Here is a 19,179-nt window from a genome sequence, read left to right on the forward strand (position 1 = left end):
ACTCATGAGTCGGCATCAAACCGGCGAATATATACGCCGGTCTCTCCCGTTAAAAATGCATTGCCACTCCCACAACAGGCCCATACTGGGTAACATCCCAGTCGAAGTCACCCTTTTTATAATTCTGGTACAACGCTCGATAACCGGCACGTAATTCTGTATTGACCCCCAAAATAACGGTACGATAACCGAGCCAGGTTTGCCCTTGAAGAGCGAGTTGGTCGTGCAAACCACCAATATCCCCCTCAATCCCCCAACGCCAACGATCCGACAGATCATATATTAACCGGCTCCCCACGAAGGGAATTTGCCAAAGAGCATGGTCACTAACCTCGTGCCCCAGCGCACCGATATGGGCAGATAAGCGAGTCCAGCGAACACCCACCAAAGGTTCCACAATAAAGAGTCGGGGATCATTAAAGATAGTATTTCCCCCCAATGGAAGTTGATAGGCCCGATAAAAAGCCCCAAGACTCACCATTGTTGAACTACCACGCCCACTTATCTGATCCCCATAGGCATCAATATTATGGCTGCCAGATAATCTAAGATATTGTGCATCAATAAACCCGCCCAGTCGTCCGTGAGTCACGCTCACGTTCCCCATAAAGCCAGCATTAGTATCACGCAATGCCTTATCAAAAGGAACATTCAACGGCGCTCTGTGCCCTAATGCCGACACATTACCATTCGATGACTGCGCCCAAAGATAGGGTGTAACGGTTATTGTCCAATCATCATTCGCTAATGGAGACGTGGCTGCAAATACAGTTGTATTTAAGCCAGATAAGCATAGTAACATTAACATGCGCAAAAATATCATAGGCATATAACACCTTCCGAATAAGTGATATAACCGATTATTGAGAAGCAAGCTATAACGGGAAATACTCCAGAACGTTAATTAAGTAATGAAAAAATTAATTTAAAATGGCGCCTTATCTATTTTTTCAAATGCATCAGAGATATCCCCTGACAAGGAAGTTTTGCGTGGATCAAAAGCGAAAATACTGCTTCCTGCTGATAAATTAAACTTTTTCAAGTCTACCCAAATAACACTAGGGCTAGTTGTCAGCTCAAAATAATACCGTTGATCGTTAAAATTAATGACCGTCCGATATTCTGTGTCATAAATACCAAAATTTTTGTAGGGTGCACCGAAGGGCACGGAAACATTTCGCGCAACGGCCATTATGCTCGCGACAGCCTCTCGTTCATTATTAGGTTCTGGCAGTAACTGAAGAAAATAGGTGGCACGTTCAAGTCTATCTGCTGAAGTCATATTGCCCGGTAAAGGTGTCGTACTTTGCGGGTGACTAAAATCCAATTTACCCAACATGGCCAGTTGTTCTGTATAAGGAGGATCATTGGTTACAACACGATTTTTTTTGTCCTGATGAATGACAGCTTTACCATCAATATATTCGATCAGAGCTGAATCCCCCGACGCATCTTCCAAAACCAAATGAACTGTCCCCTTAAATCCATTTACTGTCACCATCACGGGCTGTATTTGTGACAGTTTATCTAATGCTTCAGCCACTGTCGCAGCATTATCTAATGCATACTGCCCCCATATTCCAACCTGTAAGCCAGGTTTACTACTATCTCTTGGGCCATAATCCGTCGCATTAAGGTATAACATATGGATTGCCAGACCTTTTTCATTAAATCCATCGGCAGTGCCCCTACCATAAATTGCTGTCACCATACTGCCATATTGTGATGTCCATACCGCAGGGTTGTCCTTTACAACTGTATCTGAACCAAAATCAGCACCATTACGTGTTATACCTTTGGGAAATACAAATAACATAGGTTCTGTACTTTGCGGCCAATCCATTGATCGCGCAACAAACACCCCCAATTTATTATCATTCCATAAAATACGCGTGCAAGCTTCTGCGATCTGCAATGAATAAAAACCGGCAATAACAGCTGAGACAAAAAAGAACAATTTACGTGTACCTGTCAATTTTCTCATCATCAAATACTCCAGAACCTGTAAGCATTGCTGGTCTTCAAAGAAAACCAACCAGTTGACATAAGGCTCTGCACGCAAGTTGCAGTTGATCACTACTTGATAGAAAGAGCCTATCTATCCAGCATTTGAACGGTAGCTCGACTATGTCAAATATTCGCCACGAAGTTCTGGTAAAAATCAGCGTTTTCGATAATAGGATTAAAAGGATAAATACTTATACAGCCCCAGCTAGCTTATTGTTAAAAATAAATTCGAGTGACCGGTCATATTCTGCTTGACAGTCAAAATCAACCATTCATAACGTCAAATTTTTCACACTGGGAAATAGCTTATTTATGAAGAGAATAACGCCATGCTAATACCCTGAACGATAACATCATAACAACAGCAGATATCGGTGAAAAATAAGGATGAAAATCAATGCTAACCATAATTGGATTAGGCGCAGGTATCGGTACTCTTCTGAGCCGTTCATTAGGAATTTCTCCTGCAAATAGCCTGGCAGCTTATCTTATTACGTTATTTCTTCTCCAGTTCAGTATCTACTTACTGCCACAAGATCTATGGCTACAGCTCATCATTTTCATCATCCTATTATGGGGGATAGCAGCTCGATTTCATCATAGCTGGCACAGTGCTAGCCTAACACTAATATTAGTTTTTTCTGGTGGAAGTACAGCAGCCCTACTAACGGCTATCATATATTTATATAATGAGAATCTCTGGCCATTTGTTAAATGATGTAAAGAAGAAATATCTCTCATTGATAAACCACATATAAATAATCTAAAAACAATATCGACATGGCTCTAAAAAGCTAACTCCATGCAGGAAAAAGTGCAAGAATCAACATCCCGCGCAATTTAGAAAATATCATTACTCTCTTTCAACCTGATATTTAACATCTCTTTTCTGATTTTTCTAATAAGCATCTTCTGTTCTTTTTTTGTGGATGTAAATAACCCCCAATGAAAAAGAGTATTTAATGGAAACGTCAGAGATTCATCATTACCTTCCATCAAAATTTGTGTTGTTATAGTTGGCTGATAGCTTGGAACACTAAGCCGATTAACTTCTTTCTGATACCAAAACTCATACTTCTCATTCTCCCATGCCATATCCAGCACAGCTCCCCATTTATATATTTTGGCATCAATTTTTTGTGCCAAAAACGATGCTAAAGGCAATCCACCACTTAATAGCCAGGTGCCATTTAATTTTTTTACCTGTCGACCACAAACTTTTAATGGGGTATCTGTAAAACTGTTCCATGTAAATAGCCCTTGTTGGTAAAAACGGACAAAAGTCCCCTCGAGGAATCCTACACATCCACCATGTTCAGCCGATAAACGACACTTTCCTTCTACATCCATAATATTATCTATCTCTCAGAATAGAGAGATACTCCTTAATTAGTAAAAATTAAAAAAATGAATGAAAAATATTCTTACATGAATTAAGCATTAAATTTGATGTAACAAAAATACGGCACTTTAACTTTTAAAATCTTATAGAATCATAAATTATATTTATTTAACTTACTTAAATAGCCTGGTGTTGGCAATATTAAAAAACAAGTATCATAGTGTTATTATTATAAATTACAAATGGTTGACAAAGAACAAGTACAAACATAGCAGAGTAAAACCCTCATTAATAATGAAGAAAAGTTATCATTTGATAACCTAACTTAAGTACAAAAAAACCACGTCTACATACACAAGTGAAATCTGCTATTACTAGCAAGAAACGTCGACCTATTGATCGACTCATTATCAGTGATTTTGGCTACTAAATTTTTATAAATAGTCACAGGTAAACCTGTTGACAATAATGCACTACCGTTAAGAGAATTATTTTGTCATTGCAGTTCTACCCATCTTGCTTCGATTTGAAGCACAGTGCTCCCCACTAACCCTGTGGGGATTTTTTTATGACCGCCTGATTGAGCCAATTATTTTATTTCTCTATAATGAATTATTACCCTATATAAATCTGTCAGTTTTACTGGATGTCACCAATCGATAACTCTTTTTCATTATATTTAATATTGGTTATGGTTATATACTTAAAAAGGAGATTGTAAGAAATTCTTTTCTTATCCAGTTTTAGTTGAATAGGAGGGGCTTGTTGCAATTTTATATAGTTAACAATGATTTATAGGTAAACAACATGAAAACAATCATTGTAACAGTAAAAAACTCTACTCAAAATCATATAGTTATTGATAACTCGCCGAGATTTATCGATCAAATTTTGTATATTAATGGCCATCGACTTAGTCAACCAGATAGCGATCCACCAATACTTATATTAAAAAATGAATTATTAATAATTACTATGAATTGGCGGGGAAATGGAGTCAAGTCGATGATCGGTTTAACTTTTGATGATATATCCCTTAGCATTGGGCAAGACTCAAACGGTAATTTGGGTATAGCCCATGGTAGTAGACTTTGCGTTTCAAAATATAATGTACAGGATCAAGCCCCTTGGTCTATAACCATAGAGCTTATTGATTAATAAGTATATTTAGATTCATTTAATGACGAGAAAAAATATAACATTTACCAGATAGACGGTGCTGGGGAGCTATATCTCTGAATATGTATCAACGGGCATGAAAATATAATTATATTGAGGCGTGACTACTGGTTGGGCATAAGAAGGAGAAGCCACACCTCAATATATCTTTGATTACAAAGGCATTACCTTACTCCTAGTCAATTCATCTTCATTCATAACATGCTCTCCATATCTAAAAATCTCGTTAACTGGACCTGTTCTTCATTTCATAATCGTGAAAATTAATTTTCACCCTGATTGGTGTACTTCTATAATTATTGTTGTTATGACATAACTGCTAATATTATCTATATTAAGTTATTTACTTCATAACTGTGTTGTTCCCTGGTGAGGCACAACCTAACAATACAAACGGCTACTTTGAGCTGGCAAGAATAATATGCAAGTTGTGGCACTTTATTTTTTCAGTAGGATAAATGTGAGCCAGCACACATTTTAATATTCACAAACCTGAATTCATTCTCTAGCAAAACGTATAAAACGTGAACCTACCCCTTAATTAACTGAGTGCAGAGATGATGAAATCACTGTTCAGACAGGGTCTTAACAAATAAAACCCACAAAGATTGGTAGGCTATTTTAATATAGTCGCAGTGATTCAATATCATTAGCAGTTGGTTGATATTTTCACAAATTTTGCCTTATAAACTGAATCATTCTGCGAGGAAAACACGACAAATCCCTTTACTGACATCTTTGGTTTCAGTGAACCCTCAACCAGTGATGCATCCACAGTATCAAAATTGAACTTTTCCCCATCCGGCGCATAAACGTTAAAGCAAATATTGTTCAGGTCTATTGTCTTTTTACCTGCGTTATTGAGTTCAATATTAAATCGTTTGGTATAGATAAACCTCTCACCTATTGTCATAGTTCCCAGAGCACCTTGTTGTGCATTAATCATTATCGAGTCAAGGGCAGAGGCCGATGCGATAAAACTAATTGCAAATAAGGCAATAAAAGCAAGCCATTGTTTCATTTTCACATCAATTTCCCTTTGCTATTTTACAAAAAAATCACCAACGCCAACTATTTATTAACATATCATTCGAAAATTAAATGCCATATAAACATACATTAAATATATTAGTGTTAAGTCACCCTCTAGGATGTTGTTACAAATGAGAATGTAGCGATTATCACCTATAGAGTCTTGGATCTTGGAACAATGGGATATCAAAAAATGCGATGGGAAGTTTGTTGGAGGCTGGGTACAAGAGCATAGTCGGCATGTGAATATTAGCTTCACACCGGAGAAAAAATGTATTTACGAGGCACGGATTAGCTATAGTGACAAATCAGGGTACTATCAGATTATTACTACTCTGATAAAAAATAGAAAAAACAGAATCATGCCTAATTACAGGCTCCGAGCAACAAAGCCCGGAGCTTGCCATCTATTAGCTAAAGAACTCAACTGCTCCGCCATTAAGATTATACATAGCGCCAACTATTTTAATTTTTCCATCCTTCTCTAATCCATTGAGAATGCTGCTCCGGTTCCGTATTTCATTGATCGTATGCAGCACATTGCTTTTAGCAACAGCATCAACAAATTGATCATTTTTACCGGTTCTTTCTCCACTAAATTGCGTGGCCTCAATGGCTGGTTTAATTTGATTTAGCAGTCCGGTCAGATTACCGAGTTCTACGCCATCGATAGCCCCACGTACTGCGCCACAGGCCGTATGTCCTAATACCAGAACCACTTTTGCCCCGGCTGCTGCACAGGCAAACTCCATACTGCCCAGTAGATCATTATTTGCAATATTACCGGCAATACGGGCATTAAATGTCTCGCCAATCCCGGTATCAAAAAGAATTTCTGCCGGTGCCCGTGAATCAATGCAACTTAAGATAACCGCAGCAGGGTATTGCCCCTCAGCACTAGCACGTTTCTGAGCCAAATAATCATGCTGTTGCATCTTGCCTGTTCTAAAGCGGATATTACCCTCTTTCATTCCAGCAATAATTTGCTCCGGCGTTAATTTATCTCGCTCTTCACGTGTTAGTGCTGCTGCATAAGATATCCCCGGCGTGGCTAAACTTAATCCGCTGGCGATACCAAGAATAGACATCCCTACCGCGGTTTTTAATAACGAGCGGCGTTGTTTGGAATGTTTGACATCTGAATGATTGGCTGGGGACTGTGACATATTTATTTCCTTAAATATGATGGTTGCAAAGTGGGGCGGTTAGTTTCGCCCAAGCGGCCCTGTATAGCGGTCATTTTGTCGGGTAATCCATGCTCCCTGGTGAAGGCTTTACCTACAGCGGATACCCCTATTGCCAAACCAAACGCTGCTAGCTCTTTTATGGATGTATCTCTTTCCATATCAGCGAGCCTCACATAGAAAATAACACATATCGGCGGTCAGCTTTTTATAAACACATTGATAACTCTAATATAGTTATTCTTTTACCTATGAATATAGCGTTCAAAATCACATTTGTATTATTTTGTGGCCACACCCCAAGTTAGGATTATTCTTGTTATTTATCCTGCCGAGCCTATAAAAAGGCAAGATTAATCTTGACATAAAAAACAGACATCATGTTAATTACATGAAAAATATAATTAAAAAATAATCACAAGTCAGCAATCCTAATTAGGATTTCAATGGGTATATATCAATTTACTTTTTAAAGTTAAATGCTGATTTTCATGACTACTTCGATATATTTCTAAGTTTTATTAATTTAAAGACGCATGTTTCCACTAAAAATACGTCGTTATAGAGTACAGAAGAGACTTTTACCATACTTGGCGTAATCCCTATTCTGGGCTGTTAGTCATTTTACCCATCACAAAAGCCAGATTGGCTGCGGCGACCAAAGAAGCGGCATGTGCATCTGTACTCATTTGTTGTGCATTCAGCAAACCATTTGCCGCCTCGTTGGCGACTGTGATAGTGCCAACCCCATTGCGATAGGATTCCAGCGCAGCGTCATAGGTAATAAATGATGTTTTCACGAGATTTAATGCCGCCTGATTGGATTCAAGCGCCGAGCGCAATGTATCTGCCGCCACCACAATTTCACGCACAGCCAGATCTTGTGTTTTCTTAAAACCTTCGGTAGCAACCGCCGCACGCGATTGTGCCTCTTTAACCCGAGCTGCGCGGATCCCGCCATCGTAAAGAGGTACACTGACGCCAATCAGAATACTGGAGGATGAGGTCTGCGGGCTGATACCCGGCAAGCCCTGAATATCAAAGTGCCCATCGCCACCCGCGACAGCCCCAGCAAGATAGACTTTTGGCAGGAAATCCGCTTCAGTCGCTTTGATACCCGCCTTGGCCGCTTCTGCCGCCGCATAGCTAGCCAAGACATCTGGCCGCTGGGAAAGTGCCAGCCGAATCATCTTTTCTGTCGGTGGACTGGCAACCTCTGGCAAGGCACGATCCTCGGCATAACCGACTTTAATGACCAACGAAGGGGAAACCCCCATCGCCCCGAGTAATGCTTGATAGGCATCGCGTTCGGTGCCTTTTGTCATCACCCGGCGCAGCTCAGATTGCGCAACCTGCTGTTGTGCCAGCGCGACTTCTACCGTCGTAGCAATCCCATTTTTCCGGCGTTGTTCGGCAGCATCCTGAATCTTTAGGCTATTTTTTAGCGTCTGTTCTGCTATCTCGCGCTGAGTTTGTGCTGCGCCATATTGGAAGTAAGTGCGAGTCACGTCGTAAATGAGCTTCTGGTGCATACCATTAAAAGTCACATTGGCGGCATAGGAGGTCTGTTTCGCCGCATCAAGCAGTGCGCTGCGTTGCCCAAAATCAAAGATAAGCCACTGTAATGCCAAAGCAGGAACGACAGCGCTACCACTCGTTTTCAGATCCTTTTCGTTGCCGATCGCGTAAGGCAGCGGCGTGGTGGTACTCTGATAGCCACCAATCACACTCGCCGAAATGATCGGCAAAAATATAGCCTCCCCCATCCCTACCGCCAGCGCGGCCTGCCGCGCCTGTTGCCAGGCAATGCGAGTGTCAGGATTCTGACTCTGAGCGATATCAATCAGTTCCGGCAACGAATAGCTGTGGTCGCGATTGATACTGGGTGGTGGCGCAAGTTCCGCCACCAGCGGATTCGGCGGTACAGAAAAGTTCCCAGCCGCCACTGTGGCCCCAGCATTCGCATCAGGTGCCCAGGGTTCGGAATAAGATGCAGGAGCCAGATCTAAGCGATCGGTAGCACAACCGGCGATCAACATGCTCAAACTCAACACCGAATAAGTTAGGCTTATTTTGGCTATCCGGGCCGTCAGTACAGTGTGCGTCATCATGTCATCAAGTTCCCAGAAGCTGCTCGAGCCGCTTTATACGTTGTTGAATAGTCAGATCAATTGGCGATAATTCTGGCCGTGATGATGCGCTACTCTGTTGTTGTTCAGCCGATAATGTCATGGCATCGCCACCCGCTGAGAGCTGGCGCAATCGCGCTACATCGGACGCCGATTTTTCAATGGGTAGAAACAGCACCGGGCACAATTGACTCATTTCTGACAGTATCGCCTGTAAGCGCGCGCACTCCTCCTGCGAGGGGCGTAGCTGTGCTGGCTCAAAGGGGATCAGCGCCAGCTCCTCTTGCGCATCGGTAATCTCTGCCTCAACGGTGGTAGCTTCTCTTAGCGCCGCAGGTCGTGCATCCGCTGATAGTGCCGCCAAGTTTGTTAGCCCCGTCAATGCATGACGAATATGTATTTGTACCGCGTCAGCAATTGCCACTGGCCATAACCGAGTAAAAATCAGATACACCACCAGATTGCCCAGCAAGATGCCGAGCACCCTGTCGAGGGCTACCCCCATATCCGTGCTTGGCCCGAAGCCTTGTAGCACGGTAAGCAGGAAAGCCAGCCCTATCTGCACACCGGCATAGGCAATACGTTCGTTGCCACAGGAGACCCAAGCAGCCAATAGCGTGCAGCCAAATACCAGTGCCATCAATTGCCCAATATCATTCAGGTGGGGAATAATAAACATGATCGCCAGCACCCCTATCAGCGCCCCAATCAGGCAGCCAATAATCCGTAACACCAGTTTATGCACGGTCTCGCCGGTCGTCCCCAGCGCCGCAACATAGCAGGTGATCATGGCGGTATGAATATCCTGCCAATCCAATGCGCTATAGATCAGATAGCAGATAAGCGCCGCTGCTGTGGTTTTCAGTGCAAAACGCTGATGGGCGGGGTTAGTCAGCGCGTCTGCGGCAAAAAATGAGGATTTAGGGGCATCCAAATCTGGCCCAATATCACCATTCGCCAGTGCTATCAGCGCGTTGTTGATCTCATCGATTTCAGCGCTCGCACTCTTAAGCGCAAAGTGCGGGGGAACAACAAGCCGCCCCTCAGCAATCGCCTGCGCCACATCACGACAGTAGGCCGCAAGCTCAAGGCGCGCACTCTCAGGTGAGGTGGGGGGTAAAGCCGATGTCGCCAGCAGCAATCGGTAACTGCTGGTTACGGCACTCTCAAGCCAGATGGCCTCGGCACAGGGCCGCAGATGAAAGATACGGACAAAAAGCGCCCGCTGTTGATGCTCCTTTTGCCCTTCCTGTAGCAGTTGCCTCACTCCCGCCATATTGGTGACGTCCGGCTGCTGCAATGCCACGGCGACCCTGAGGAGTCGCTCGGATAAACTGGCGCGCAATAACCGCTGTGGCGCTCGGCCAAGGAGAAGGTTAAAGCCAATAATCAGTAACATCGGGGAAACCGCCATTAACCAGGCATACAACAGCCCCCGCGTTGCTACTTCACCCATCGGAATATTGCTGAGCAACGTCATCACAAATGCGATCACCAGCGCAATGATGCTGCCCACCGGGCCGAGTTTGCTGGCCGAGCCAAGATAGAGAAACAAAAACGAGCTGACGATCAAGGCCGCCATGCGCAGCGGCGCGGCTTCCAAAGTGAAGTGGATAAGCAGAAATACCAGCCCGACAACCAGCGACACCAGTAGGGTGATGGCGATGGCCATCACCATGCTCTCTACGCCATCCGGCTTCATAACGAAAATAATAAGATAGCAACTGAGCGCGGATTCCGGGATGCCGTACACCATGGCAACCATCGCCATCAATGCACAGAGCGCAGCTACCCGCCAGGTCATCGCGACTCGCCCGGGGAAATAGGCCAAATCCGCCTTTGCCTGACGGATTATGCCGCCAAGTGTACCGTCAGCAACCGTCGTCATTGCGCACGATAACCACAGCAGTCGCCCCAATACGCATCAGCTCCTCCGGTGGTTTTTCCAGACTGATTCTCACTGGGAAACGCTGGACAACACGCACCCAATTGAGGGATTTCGGCACATAAGGCAGGCCACGCGGGATATTCAGCATATCCTCGGAGCTAACGCCCCAACCAATCCCCTCAACCCGCCCCTCAATTGCGCGCTGACGATCCGCCATGACATACACGGTCGCGCAATCCCCCACTTTGATATGCTTCAATTCCGTTTCGCGGAAAAATGCTGAGGCATGCCAATGTTCGGTATTGATCAGTGTAAAAATAGCCTGATCCGGCACCACAAACTCACCAGCAGAGACAGTCAACCCCACAACCCGACCATCATGGGGCGCGCGGATTTGGGTATTCGCCAGTTCTCGTTCGGCAATAGCCAATGCTGCGCGACGCGCAACGACCAGCGCTTCAGCGGCGGCGGTGCTGCTGACCAAAGCTTGCGCCGCAAATGATTGTTTCAACGCCTGTTTTAGGCTGACCTCGGCATCGTGTTTTGCCGTTGCGGCATCATCGACTTGCTGAGCGGTAACATAGCCCTTGGGTAGCAGAGGTTGCAGCCGTGCCAATGTCTGCGTCGCTAATTTGAGGTTGGCTTGCGCCCGAACAATCTGCTCATCGGTAATCGCTGCATTGGATTGTTCAGCGACGACAGTCCGTTGCTGTGTATCACGGGCCGCCTGTGCCATTTTCAACTCAGCCTGCGCCTGTTCGACTTGCAGGCGATAGAGATCTGGCTCAATGGAGAACAGCAGGTCGCCACGCCGAACCTTGCTATTTTCCACCACATTAATGGCGCTAATACGACCAGGAACCGAGCTGGCAATATGCACCACGCTTGCTCCCAGCTCAGCATCCTCAGACAGCGGATTCAGTGTGGTCTGCCGCACTGAAAGCCATCCTGATATCACGGCCGCGACCATGATAACGCCCGCAACAATCAGCGCCAGTTGCCGCTTGCCCCCACTCCCTGGTAGTTTATTCATCATTATCATTCATCGCGTAAACAGTAATAGGGAACAGATAAATGCCACTGCCAGCGCCAGGCAGACATACACCAATAGCCGCCATGGCAGCACCTCATCAATACCAACACGAATAAACAGAACGCGAGCAATCACCGCCGTGATTATTCCGATAAAAGCGCATGCCATCCAGGAGGGGAAATAGGAGCCGACTAATGAAAATGAGGGGGCCTCAGCACCCGAGCATCCACTCAGCGCGATAGCTGAGAACAGACCCCATGATCCACACCATGGCGTCTGTTTTATGGTGCTTAATAACTTGCCGAAAAACCACTGCGGCTTCCTGAGGGAAGTCATATTATTCATTGAATAACCTTAATTAACACGCGACACTCCACCAGAAAACCGGGTTGATTAGCCTAAGCCGCCGCTACTGTTCGTTTCCCAAGGTATTTTTAAAAATTTGCCCATCTTTCATGATTAACCGAAATGCTTTCTCTGGCTGGGCAATGAGTTGGATATCATCGAGTGGATTACCCGCGACCAGGATCAAGTCAGCAAACGCACCATTCTCCACCACGCCCAACTGACCGGGATAGGGATTTCTTGGGCCAGAGAGGGCGCAAAGTTCAGCATTAACACTGGTCGCCATTTTGAGAATTTCAAGCGGTGAATACCAGCGAGTCAGCTTAGCCAATTGTGCGCCCTGCCGGGTTGCCAGCCGAGCATCAAACAGCGTATCAGTACCCCATGCCGTCTTGATGTTATATTTTTTCGCCAACCGGTATGCCGTATCTGTACCGGCAACCATTTCGAGTTGCTTGGCACGCGACGCCGGACTGGCCATGGGCACCGCATCCTCATCGTCGAGGAAGGGTTGCAGGCTCCACCAGATGCCTTTTTCTGCCATTAACTGGACAGTTTGCTCATCCACCAACTGGCCGTGCTCAATGCACTTAACCCCGCCTTTGATAGCCATAGTCACCGCTCGGGCAGTGTAGGCGTGGACCGTCACATAAGTACCCCAGTTTTCAGCGGCCGTGACCGCCGCCTGAATTTCTGGCACTGACCCCTCGGTCACACTGATGGAGTCATACATGGAAGCCACACCACCGCCCGCCATATATTTGAGTTGCGATGCACCGCGCATCAATTGCTCTCTGGCCCGCAATAACACCTGATCAACACCATCAGCAATGGCGGTCATACCCACGCGCTCGGCATAACTCAGCGGATCTGACGGCGTATGGGGCAACTCGCCAATCAAGCGAAAATCGCCGTGCCCGCCGGTTTGCGTGATGAATGCCCCCGAAGGGAAAATACGTGGGCCAGTCGCCACCTGTTCGTCGATTGCCCGTTTCAATCCAAAAACCGGCCCCCCCATATCACGCACGGTGGTGAAACCCCGCATCAATGTGGCATTGGCTTCAGCAATAGCCAGTGCCTGGATATAGTTAAAGTCGGCCGTCATGGCGGTCATCATCGACGGGCGAGCCATAATTGCGTGCCAGTGCGCATCAATCAGCCCCGGCATCAATACACCACCACCGCCATCAATCAGCTCCACATCCGGCGACAGCGGTGCATCCGCAGGCTCTACCGCCTTGATCTTGTTACCCTCCACTAATACTCGTAACCCATCCCGCAATTGGTCCGAAACACCATCAAAAACACGAACATTAATGAAAGCCTTGACGGGCACAGCATTGGCGGCGATATCTCTTTTTTGTCGTGATGTTTCCGGCACCGCCGCTGTGACAGTCGCCGCAGTAATGGGTGCTGATTGCGCGGCTTTCTGGGAAAATAGTGTATTGATGCGCGCGAATACAGGGCTATTACAGAGGCAACCTTCGCCATGAGTGTGGGGGAGCTGAATTAATGGCCTGTGAGACATAAATCTCTCCTGTATGAACAGTTCGCCGAATCAATAATCAGAGAGGCGCGATCTCAATCATAGAGCAAAGCACTATTATAGTTGCTAAAACCAAATATAAATAAATTAAATTTAGGCGACAGCTGTAGATTGTTGATGACAAAAAAATCAGTGATTATCTATAGTTGCGAACCAGCGCACTATAATTAAATAGCATTTGTGGCAGCACTATTAAATCCGTGAAAGCTATTATGTCGTATCAGCATAATTAGATTTTTTATAAAAGAAATAGTGATAACAACTGTCAGTCACTTTATTTAGCAGAAGCTCTAGCGGTAAATTTTAGAATGGGTATCACGCAACGTGAGTGCTAACTTGAAGGGGGCCGATTAACGGCTAAAACCAGTATTGTCATCAATGGCGGCATGAGATCCAGCAGGTAACTCATTGCAGGAGATAATAACTATCCTCTCCCGCACCTGATTTTATTTAGAAGGCATACTTCACGTTTAACCCGCCCGCCACACCTTCGCGCTTCCCGGTGAAACCCGTCAGCTTAATATCTACCGACAGGTTTTTTTGCTGCGTTGGGGTAAAGCGCAATCCAACCTCTGCAATGCCAGTGCTGCCTTTTACACTTGGTGAGGTGATGTTGTCACCGTCAATCGTGCCTTTGGCCTCACCAGCAAACTCATACTCGTAAGCCAGTCCACCAATAACATCCATTTGTGGTGTGGCGCTGTAGGTGGTGGTGATACCGGTAACTCCCTGAGTGGAGATCAAGCCCGTGAGTCTGTTAAGCAGGTTACGAGCAACCTGAAAGATCAGGTAAGAGACAAACTGGGTGAAGGCACACTCTCCGCTATCGTTAACAGTATAATTAATGCGACGGCTGACACAGGTGATGCGATATTAGGCGGAGCAGATTACGGCGCTGATGCAGCGATGGCGCTCACCTCATGTGCCATGGGAGACAGTTACTGCACTCAGGCATTAAACGATCTGGCGGGTAAAAATCAGGCTGCGGCAGATACGCTGAAAGCCCTGATGAAGAGTGAAACCTGGTCAGCGGTTGCAGGACAGGTGAAAGAAGCGGCTCAAGGTAACCAGCTTGCTCTTGAAGCAACAGGCGGAATGTTGGCGGGTATGTTCCTGCCGGGCAAAAAAATACCTGATATTGAGGCTGCTAAGTTACCAAGCGGACCGAGTAGCTCAATAGTTCCTAGTGGGGGATTAGCTGCTCATGAAGCGGCAGGTGGACACCTAATCGATAGGCATGTTGGAAAAACAGAAGCGGAGCTATTAAATAGAGTGTCAACGGGTAATGTTAAATCAGCGTCCTCATTCACAGATAGGGCTACTGCTGAAGCAGTCACAAGCAAGGCAATTGATAGCAATCAGGCTAAAATCGATAGTTATCTTTCTGGTAGCCAGAAAGGATATTTAGAGATTGATTATCAATCCAATGTACCGATTGGTATTAGTGTCTCTCGTGGTTCTACAAATGTCTCTTCAGTGACGAATGCTAGAATTATCATTGCGAGAGATCCTTCAATGCCAACAGGGTATAAAATTATTACTGGATATCCAACGCCATGATTATTAACGAAAAATATCCTTCTTTGTCATATCTACTAAGGTGTTACTTTAACCAGGATTTTGAGGTGCTGTTTGGTAATGCAGATGAAACATTGGCAGCTTATAAAGCTACTGAGACTGCGGAAGAGCGGTTGCAGATGAAGGCTGAAATAGATTATCTGCTGGCACTTTCTCTGCCAGATGATGAATTACAGGACATCCTGCTTAACAAAATTGATTGTAGTTATTATTACCCTAATGAATGGTCTTCATCCGAGGAATGGTTGAAGCATATATATAAACAAATGAACTGAAAGATCCCGGCCAGTTGGCCGGGATCTTTGCTTCTAAACCCTAAAAACTTCCCCTTCACGCCGCTGCAATCGGAGCACATCGGGCGCGGCGGTCACTTCCAGTTGTTCCGCGTCGGTAATGCCAGACTCAGTAAGCCAGTCGCCAGCAATCACCAACTCGCCGTTCTCCCGTACCCAATCTGCCCCTAAATCTTGGCGGTCTTGGCTGGCCTCGCACAGCACTTCCTAGGTGGCTTCGTCGGTGACGACAGTGATCCAGAGCATGTGATGCTGGCGTGTCAGTTGCAACGGGGTGCCAGTGGTAAATCCCAATGCGGCCAACGTGCCGCCTGTCAGTGTCAGTTCAGGGATCGGTTCGGGGGTAAAGGTGATGTTCATGCGGCACTGCGCGGAAAAGCAAGAGCGAATCTCACCTGTTCGAGCAGAAAAAATCGGGCCTGATGAGCACCGGCGGCATTGGTGTTACGGTGGGCAGTAACCGTCAAAAAACCACCGATCAGGCGCAAACCCTGACGAATGTTGGCAGCACGGTGGGCAGTCTGGGGGGCAATGTCACTCTTGAGGCCGGCGATCAGTTGAGCCACGCTGACGCCGCCGCTGATACTGCTCTGTTTCGAGTCATAATTATCACTGTCCTGCAGGCTTTGCAGCAGCAGGTCGCGGCCGGCATCCACCTTGACGGTTTCCCCGCTCGCCTGCGCGCCAATCAGCGCCGTATCACGACCACTGTGCAGTGACAGCGTGCCGCCACTGTCGAGTTGAGTTTCACTCCAGAAGGTGCCGTCGCCGTGCTCTTTTCCCTGCCCCTTGTTGGCGTTGGCAAAGATGCTCAGGCCACCGCCGGAGCTGCCGAACCCCAGACTGACGCCAATGTTGCCGCCGCTGCTGCTGTTGCTGCCGTCGGTTTTTTGGGGATTGGCGGCACCCAGTAGTAGCAAGTCACGGGCGGCTACTCGGTGGTACGGGAGAACGGCGAGTTGATTATTGGTGGGGATAGGCTCACCGAGTCCGGTATCGACGTTACGGCTCAGGTCATCGATATTTTTACTTCTTATCAGTAAGGACGGCTATACTTTCATAAAAATCCAATATATCAATAAAGTATTGCCATGAGTCATTACTAGTGAACATGGATATTTCATGCTTACAGCCTAATTTCCCAATATAAATTTCAGGGAAATCAGTTCCTCGTGCCGCAAATCGAAGACAATGGCTTGCTCGATAGTCAAACATTGCATCAGCTATAATATCATTTTCTATTTCTTCACTTTCGTAGAAGTGCCAAATTTTATAAGCCAAGGAGCCACTATCTGTGGTATCTATCGGTAATTCTGATGTTTTAATTTCGTATTCATTATCATATATCCATTCAATAAATACGGATAAATTGATATTTCCACAGAAAACTGATGTCGACTTAGTCTCATTTTTTATTGATATATCAACTAATTGATATTCATCCTGCAATGAACCTTTAAGTAAACTGACTCTTAATCTATTCATTATTTTCCCTTGATCAATTTGCTATATTCAGCCTTACTAATATCGCCGATGGTGATGTTGCCCTCAGATACCGCCGCCTGAGTCGTGCCCTCGGCATGCCCGCTCCCGCCCAGTCCTGACAGCGCTACACTGCCCAGATTGCTCAGCAGGTCAGACCCCACCGGGCCACCGCTGCTCAGGCTGCCGCCCTGATGCTCAGCCTTGAAATCGGCTTTATTTTCAATATTACTGAAGCCCAATGTGCCGGTGTCGAGGCTGTTTTTACTCTTGTCTGCGGTGCTGGCAATCACCGCGCCATCAAGTTGCGTGTGCTCGCCGACAGTAATATCAAAACCACCAGAGCCTGCAAAAATACCGGTCTGCTCCTGTACCGAGTCATAATTGCTGTGCAGTTTGTCACGACTCATGCTCAGGTTGGCCGAGCCGCCACTGCCCACCACCGCGGCACTGACGCCGCCGCTGATACTGCTCTGTTTCGAGTCATAATTATCACTGTCCTGCTGGCTTTGCAGCAGCAGGTCGCGGCCGACATCCACCTTGACGGTTTCACCGCTCGCCTGCGCGCCTATCAGCGAAGTATCACGCCCGCTGCTGAGCGACAGTGTGCCGCCTGTGTCAATCTGCGTTTCACTCCAGAAGGTGCCGTCGCCGTGCTCTTTTCCCTGCCCCTTGTTGGCGTTGGCAAAGATGCTCAGGCCACCGCCGGAGCTGCCGAACCCCAGACTGACGCCAATGTTGCCGCCGCTGCTGCTGTTGCTGCCGTCGGTTTTTTGGGTATTGGCGGCACCCAGTAGCAGTAAATCGCGTGCGGCATCCAGGGTGGTATCGCCGCCAGCTTTAAGCTGGCTGCCCGCAATCAGGATATCGCCGCTGCTCGCCGCGCCGCCCTGTCCGGTCGCATTGATGGTCAGGTTTAGAAGCAAAGATCCCGGCCAACTGGCCGGGATCTTTCAGTTCATTTGTTTATATATATGTTTCAACCACTCCTCAGATGAAGACCATTCATTAGGGTAATAATAACTACAATCAATTTTGTTAAGCAGGATGTCCTGTAATTCATCATCTGGCAGAGAAAGTGCCAGCAGATAATCTATTTCAGCCTTCATCTGCAACCGCTCTTCCGCAGTCTCAGTAGCTTTATAAGCTGCCAATGTTTCATCTGCATTACCAAACAGCACCTCAAAATCCTGGTTAAAGTAACACCTTAGTAGATATGACAAAGAAGGATATTTTTCGTTAATAATCATGGCGTTGGATATCCAGTAATAATTTTATACCCTGTTGGCATTGAAGGATCTCTCGCAATGATAATTCTAGCATTCGTCACTGAAGAGACATTTGTAGAACCACGAGAGACACTAATACCAATCGGTACATTGGATTGATAATCAATCTCTAAATATCCTTTCTGGCTACCAGAAAGATAACTATCGATTTTAGCCTGATTGCTATCAATTGCCTTGCTTGTGACTGCTTCAGCAGCAGCCCTATCTGTGAATGAGGACGCTGATTTAACATTACCCGTTGACACTCTATTTAATAGCTCCGCTTCTGTTTTTCCAACATGCCTATCGATTAGGTGTCCACCTGCCGCTTCATGAGCAGCTAATCCCCCACTAGGAACTATTGAGCTACTCGGTCCGCTTGGTAACTTAGCAGCCTCAATATCAGGTATTTTTTTGCCCGGCAGGAACATACCCGCCAACATTCCACCTGTTGCTTCAAGAACAAGCTGGTTACCTTGAGCCGCTTCTTTCACCTGTCCTGCAACCGCTGACCAGGTTTCACTCTTCATCAGGGCTTTCAGCGTATCTGCCGCAGCCTGATTTTTACCCGCCAGATCGTTTAATGCCTGAGTGCAGTACCGCCTGCGCACCACTGAGTGCCGCTTTAACACCTTGCAGCGCAGACAGTCGGCCATTGCTCTCTTCACTGGCCTCTTTGGCGGTGGTGACCGCGGTATTCATCGCGCTGCCGACTGCACCGGACAGTGCCAGTGTCAGGCCGCTACTTTTTTGCTCGACACTATGGGTCTGGCTGCTTTGATTTTCCGCCGCCAGAATAGTGACGTTTTTACCGGCGATCATGCTGGCATTGCCCAATACCTGACCGAATCCGGAATCACCGATGCGGGACAA

Annotated in this window: 16 protein-coding genes and 7 pseudogenes; 5 read left to right on the forward strand and 18 right to left on the reverse strand. The window is 46.4% G+C overall.

Going from position 1 to position 19,179, the window contains the following annotated elements; all coding sequences use genetic code 11:
• Positions 1-49: 49 nt before the first annotated feature.
• Both HRK25_RS02730 and HRK25_RS02735 read right to left on the reverse strand, forming a co-directional pair.
• Positions 50-808 (reverse strand): hypothetical protein, encoded by a 759-nt coding sequence (locus tag HRK25_RS02730; protein ID WP_145519393.1) that lies wholly within the window; start codon positions 806-808, stop codon positions 50-52.
• 117 nt (positions 809-925) lie between these two features.
• Positions 926-1,987, reverse strand: a complete 1,062-nt coding sequence (locus tag HRK25_RS02735; RefSeq protein WP_080375805.1) for a linear amide C-N hydrolase — start codon at positions 1,985-1,987, stop codon at positions 926-928.
• A gap of 417 nt (positions 1,988-2,404) precedes the next feature.
• Between HRK25_RS02735 and HRK25_RS02740 the strand changes: the two genes are divergently transcribed.
• Positions 2,405-2,725, forward strand: coding sequence for a hypothetical protein (locus HRK25_RS02740; protein WP_032896918.1), 321 nt, complete (start codon positions 2,405-2,407; stop codon positions 2,723-2,725).
• 122 nt (positions 2,726-2,847) lie between these two features.
• Here the strand turns inward: HRK25_RS02740 and HRK25_RS02745 are convergent, their stop codons facing one another.
• A complete protein-coding gene (locus tag HRK25_RS02745) occupies positions 2,848-3,357 on the reverse strand; it encodes a hypothetical protein (protein WP_005272133.1) in 510 nt (169 codons plus the stop codon).
• 799 nt (positions 3,358-4,156) lie between these two features.
• Here HRK25_RS02745 and HRK25_RS02750 point away from each other — a divergent pair.
• On the forward strand, positions 4,157-4,507 hold the full coding sequence (locus tag HRK25_RS02750; protein ID WP_032896916.1) for a hypothetical protein: 351 nt from the start codon (positions 4,157-4,159) through the stop codon (positions 4,505-4,507).
• Positions 4,508-5,177: 670 nt separating this feature from the next.
• Here the strand turns inward: HRK25_RS02750 and HRK25_RS02755 are convergent.
• From HRK25_RS02755 to HRK25_RS02790, 8 genes are all read right to left on the reverse strand, one after another.
• Entirely contained in the window at positions 5,178-5,549 is a 372-nt protein-coding gene (locus tag HRK25_RS02755) for a DUF4354 family protein (protein ID WP_032896962.1), read from the reverse strand.
• A gap of 421 nt (positions 5,550-5,970) precedes the next feature.
• Complete coding sequence (locus HRK25_RS02760; protein WP_005272130.1) at positions 5,971-6,726, reverse strand: carbonic anhydrase; 756 nt, start codon at positions 6,724-6,726, stop codon at positions 5,971-5,973.
• Between the two features lie 620 nt (positions 6,727-7,346).
• Complete coding sequence (locus HRK25_RS02765) at positions 7,347-8,855, reverse strand: TolC family protein (RefSeq protein ID WP_032896914.1); 1,509 nt, start codon at positions 8,853-8,855, stop codon at positions 7,347-7,349.
• Positions 8,856-8,859: 4 nt separating this feature from the next.
• On the reverse strand, positions 8,860-10,761 hold the full coding sequence (locus HRK25_RS02770) for an FUSC family protein (protein ID WP_032896912.1): 1,902 nt from the start codon (positions 10,759-10,761) through the stop codon (positions 8,860-8,862).
• On the reverse strand, positions 10,745-11,794 hold the full coding sequence (gene mdtN / locus HRK25_RS02775) for a multidrug transporter subunit MdtN (RefSeq protein WP_032896960.1): 1,050 nt from the start codon (positions 11,792-11,794) through the stop codon (positions 10,745-10,747). Before mdtN ends, HRK25_RS02770 begins: the two co-directional genes overlap by 17 nt.
• A gap of 9 nt (positions 11,795-11,803) precedes the next feature.
• Positions 11,804-12,139 (reverse strand): YtcA family lipoprotein, encoded by a 336-nt coding sequence (locus tag HRK25_RS02780; RefSeq protein WP_005272121.1) that lies wholly within the window; start codon positions 12,137-12,139, stop codon positions 11,804-11,806.
• A gap of 64 nt (positions 12,140-12,203) precedes the next feature.
• Complete coding sequence (locus HRK25_RS02785; protein ID WP_005272112.1) at positions 12,204-13,667, reverse strand: metal-dependent hydrolase family protein; 1,464 nt, start codon at positions 13,665-13,667, stop codon at positions 12,204-12,206.
• 468 nt (positions 13,668-14,135) lie between these two features.
• Entirely contained in the window at positions 14,136-14,429 is a 294-nt protein-coding gene (locus HRK25_RS02790) for an autotransporter outer membrane beta-barrel domain-containing protein (protein WP_173361751.1), read from the reverse strand.
• Between HRK25_RS02790 and HRK25_RS02795 the strand changes: the two are divergent.
• Positions 14,385-15,245 (forward strand): annotated as a pseudogene (locus HRK25_RS02795) (RNase A-like domain-containing protein); the annotation flags it as partial. The gene HRK25_RS02790 and the pseudogene HRK25_RS02795 overlap by 45 nt on opposite strands.
• Positions 15,242-15,538, forward strand: coding sequence for a contact-dependent growth inhibition system immunity protein (locus tag HRK25_RS02800; protein ID WP_226714023.1), 297 nt, complete (start codon positions 15,242-15,244; stop codon positions 15,536-15,538). The pseudogene HRK25_RS02795 and the gene HRK25_RS02800, both read left to right, overlap by 4 nt.
• A gap of 33 nt (positions 15,539-15,571) precedes the next feature.
• Here the strand turns inward: HRK25_RS02800 and HRK25_RS20330 are convergent.
• Positions 15,572-15,916, reverse strand: a pseudogene (locus HRK25_RS20330) (SymE family type I addiction module toxin).
• Positions 15,917-15,921: 5 nt separating this feature from the next.
• Here HRK25_RS20330 and HRK25_RS20120 point away from each other — a divergent pair.
• A pseudogene (locus HRK25_RS20120) lies at positions 15,922-16,119 on the forward strand (hemagglutinin repeat-containing protein); the annotation flags it as partial.
• Here the strand turns inward: HRK25_RS20120 and HRK25_RS20125 are convergent.
• From HRK25_RS20125 to HRK25_RS02840, 6 genes and pseudogenes are all read right to left on the reverse strand, one after another.
• Positions 16,120-16,488, reverse strand: a pseudogene (locus HRK25_RS20125) (hemagglutinin repeat-containing protein); the annotation flags it as partial. It abuts the pseudogene before it with no gap.
• Between the two features lie 94 nt (positions 16,489-16,582).
• A complete protein-coding gene (locus HRK25_RS02820) occupies positions 16,583-17,041 on the reverse strand; it encodes a hypothetical protein (protein ID WP_005280229.1) in 459 nt (152 codons plus the stop codon).
• Between the two features lie 41 nt (positions 17,042-17,082).
• Positions 17,083-17,955, reverse strand: a pseudogene (locus HRK25_RS02825) (hemagglutinin repeat-containing protein); the annotation flags it as partial.
• A gap of 36 nt (positions 17,956-17,991) precedes the next feature.
• Positions 17,992-18,288, reverse strand: a complete 297-nt coding sequence (locus HRK25_RS02830; RefSeq protein ID WP_226714023.1) for a contact-dependent growth inhibition system immunity protein — start codon at positions 18,286-18,288, stop codon at positions 17,992-17,994.
• Positions 18,285-18,905, reverse strand: a pseudogene (locus HRK25_RS02835) (RNase A-like domain-containing protein); the annotation flags it as partial. The gene HRK25_RS02830 and the pseudogene HRK25_RS02835, both read right to left, overlap by 4 nt.
• Positions 18,904-19,179, reverse strand: a pseudogene (locus HRK25_RS02840) (hypothetical protein); the annotation flags it as partial. The pseudogenes HRK25_RS02835 and HRK25_RS02840, both read right to left, overlap by 2 nt.

This window comes from Yersinia bercovieri ATCC 43970 (assembly GCF_013282745.1).
GTDB classification, from domain to species: Bacteria; Pseudomonadota; Gammaproteobacteria; order Enterobacterales; family Enterobacteriaceae; genus Yersinia; species Yersinia bercovieri.

What these genes read in the sequence shown, in the direction of transcription:
- HRK25_RS02730 (WP_145519393.1), bottom strand. Translation starts at nt 808, where the DNA reads ATGTTAATGTTACTATGCTTATCTGGCTTAAATACAACTGTATTTGCA.
- HRK25_RS02735 (WP_080375805.1), bottom strand. Translation starts at nt 1,987, where the DNA reads ATGATGAGAAAATTGACAGGTACACGTAAATTGTTCTTTTTTGTCTCA.
- HRK25_RS02740 (WP_032896918.1), top strand. Translation starts at nt 2,405, where the DNA reads ATGCTAACCATAATTGGATTAGGCGCAGGTATCGGTACTCTTCTGAGC.
- HRK25_RS02745 (WP_005272133.1), bottom strand. Translation starts at nt 3,357, where the DNA reads ATGGATGTAGAAGGAAAGTGTCGTTTATCGGCTGAACATGGTGGATGT.
- HRK25_RS02750 (WP_032896916.1), top strand. Translation starts at nt 4,157, where the DNA reads ATGAAAACAATCATTGTAACAGTAAAAAACTCTACTCAAAATCATATA.
- HRK25_RS02755 (WP_032896962.1), bottom strand. Translation starts at nt 5,549, where the DNA reads ATGAAACAATGGCTTGCTTTTATTGCCTTATTTGCAATTAGTTTTATC.
- HRK25_RS02760 (WP_005272130.1), bottom strand. Translation starts at nt 6,726, where the DNA reads ATGTCACAGTCCCCAGCCAATCATTCAGATGTCAAACATTCCAAACAA.
- HRK25_RS02765 (WP_032896914.1), bottom strand. Translation starts at nt 8,855, where the DNA reads ATGATGACGCACACTGTACTGACGGCCCGGATAGCCAAAATAAGCCTA.
- HRK25_RS02770 (WP_032896912.1), bottom strand. Translation starts at nt 10,761, where the DNA reads ATGACGACGGTTGCTGACGGTACACTTGGCGGCATAATCCGTCAGGCA.
- mdtN (WP_032896960.1), bottom strand. Translation starts at nt 11,794, where the DNA reads ATGAATAAACTACCAGGGAGTGGGGGCAAGCGGCAACTGGCGCTGATT.
- HRK25_RS02780 (WP_005272121.1), bottom strand. Translation starts at nt 12,139, where the DNA reads ATGAATAATATGACTTCCCTCAGGAAGCCGCAGTGGTTTTTCGGCAAG.
- HRK25_RS02785 (WP_005272112.1), bottom strand. Translation starts at nt 13,667, where the DNA reads ATGTCTCACAGGCCATTAATTCAGCTCCCCCACACTCATGGCGAAGGT.
- HRK25_RS02800 (WP_226714023.1), top strand. Translation starts at nt 15,242, where the DNA reads ATGATTATTAACGAAAAATATCCTTCTTTGTCATATCTACTAAGGTGT.
- HRK25_RS02820 (WP_005280229.1), bottom strand. Translation starts at nt 17,041, where the DNA reads ATGAATAGATTAAGAGTCAGTTTACTTAAAGGTTCATTGCAGGATGAA.
- HRK25_RS02830 (WP_226714023.1), bottom strand. Translation starts at nt 18,288, where the DNA reads ATGATTATTAACGAAAAATATCCTTCTTTGTCATATCTACTAAGGTGT.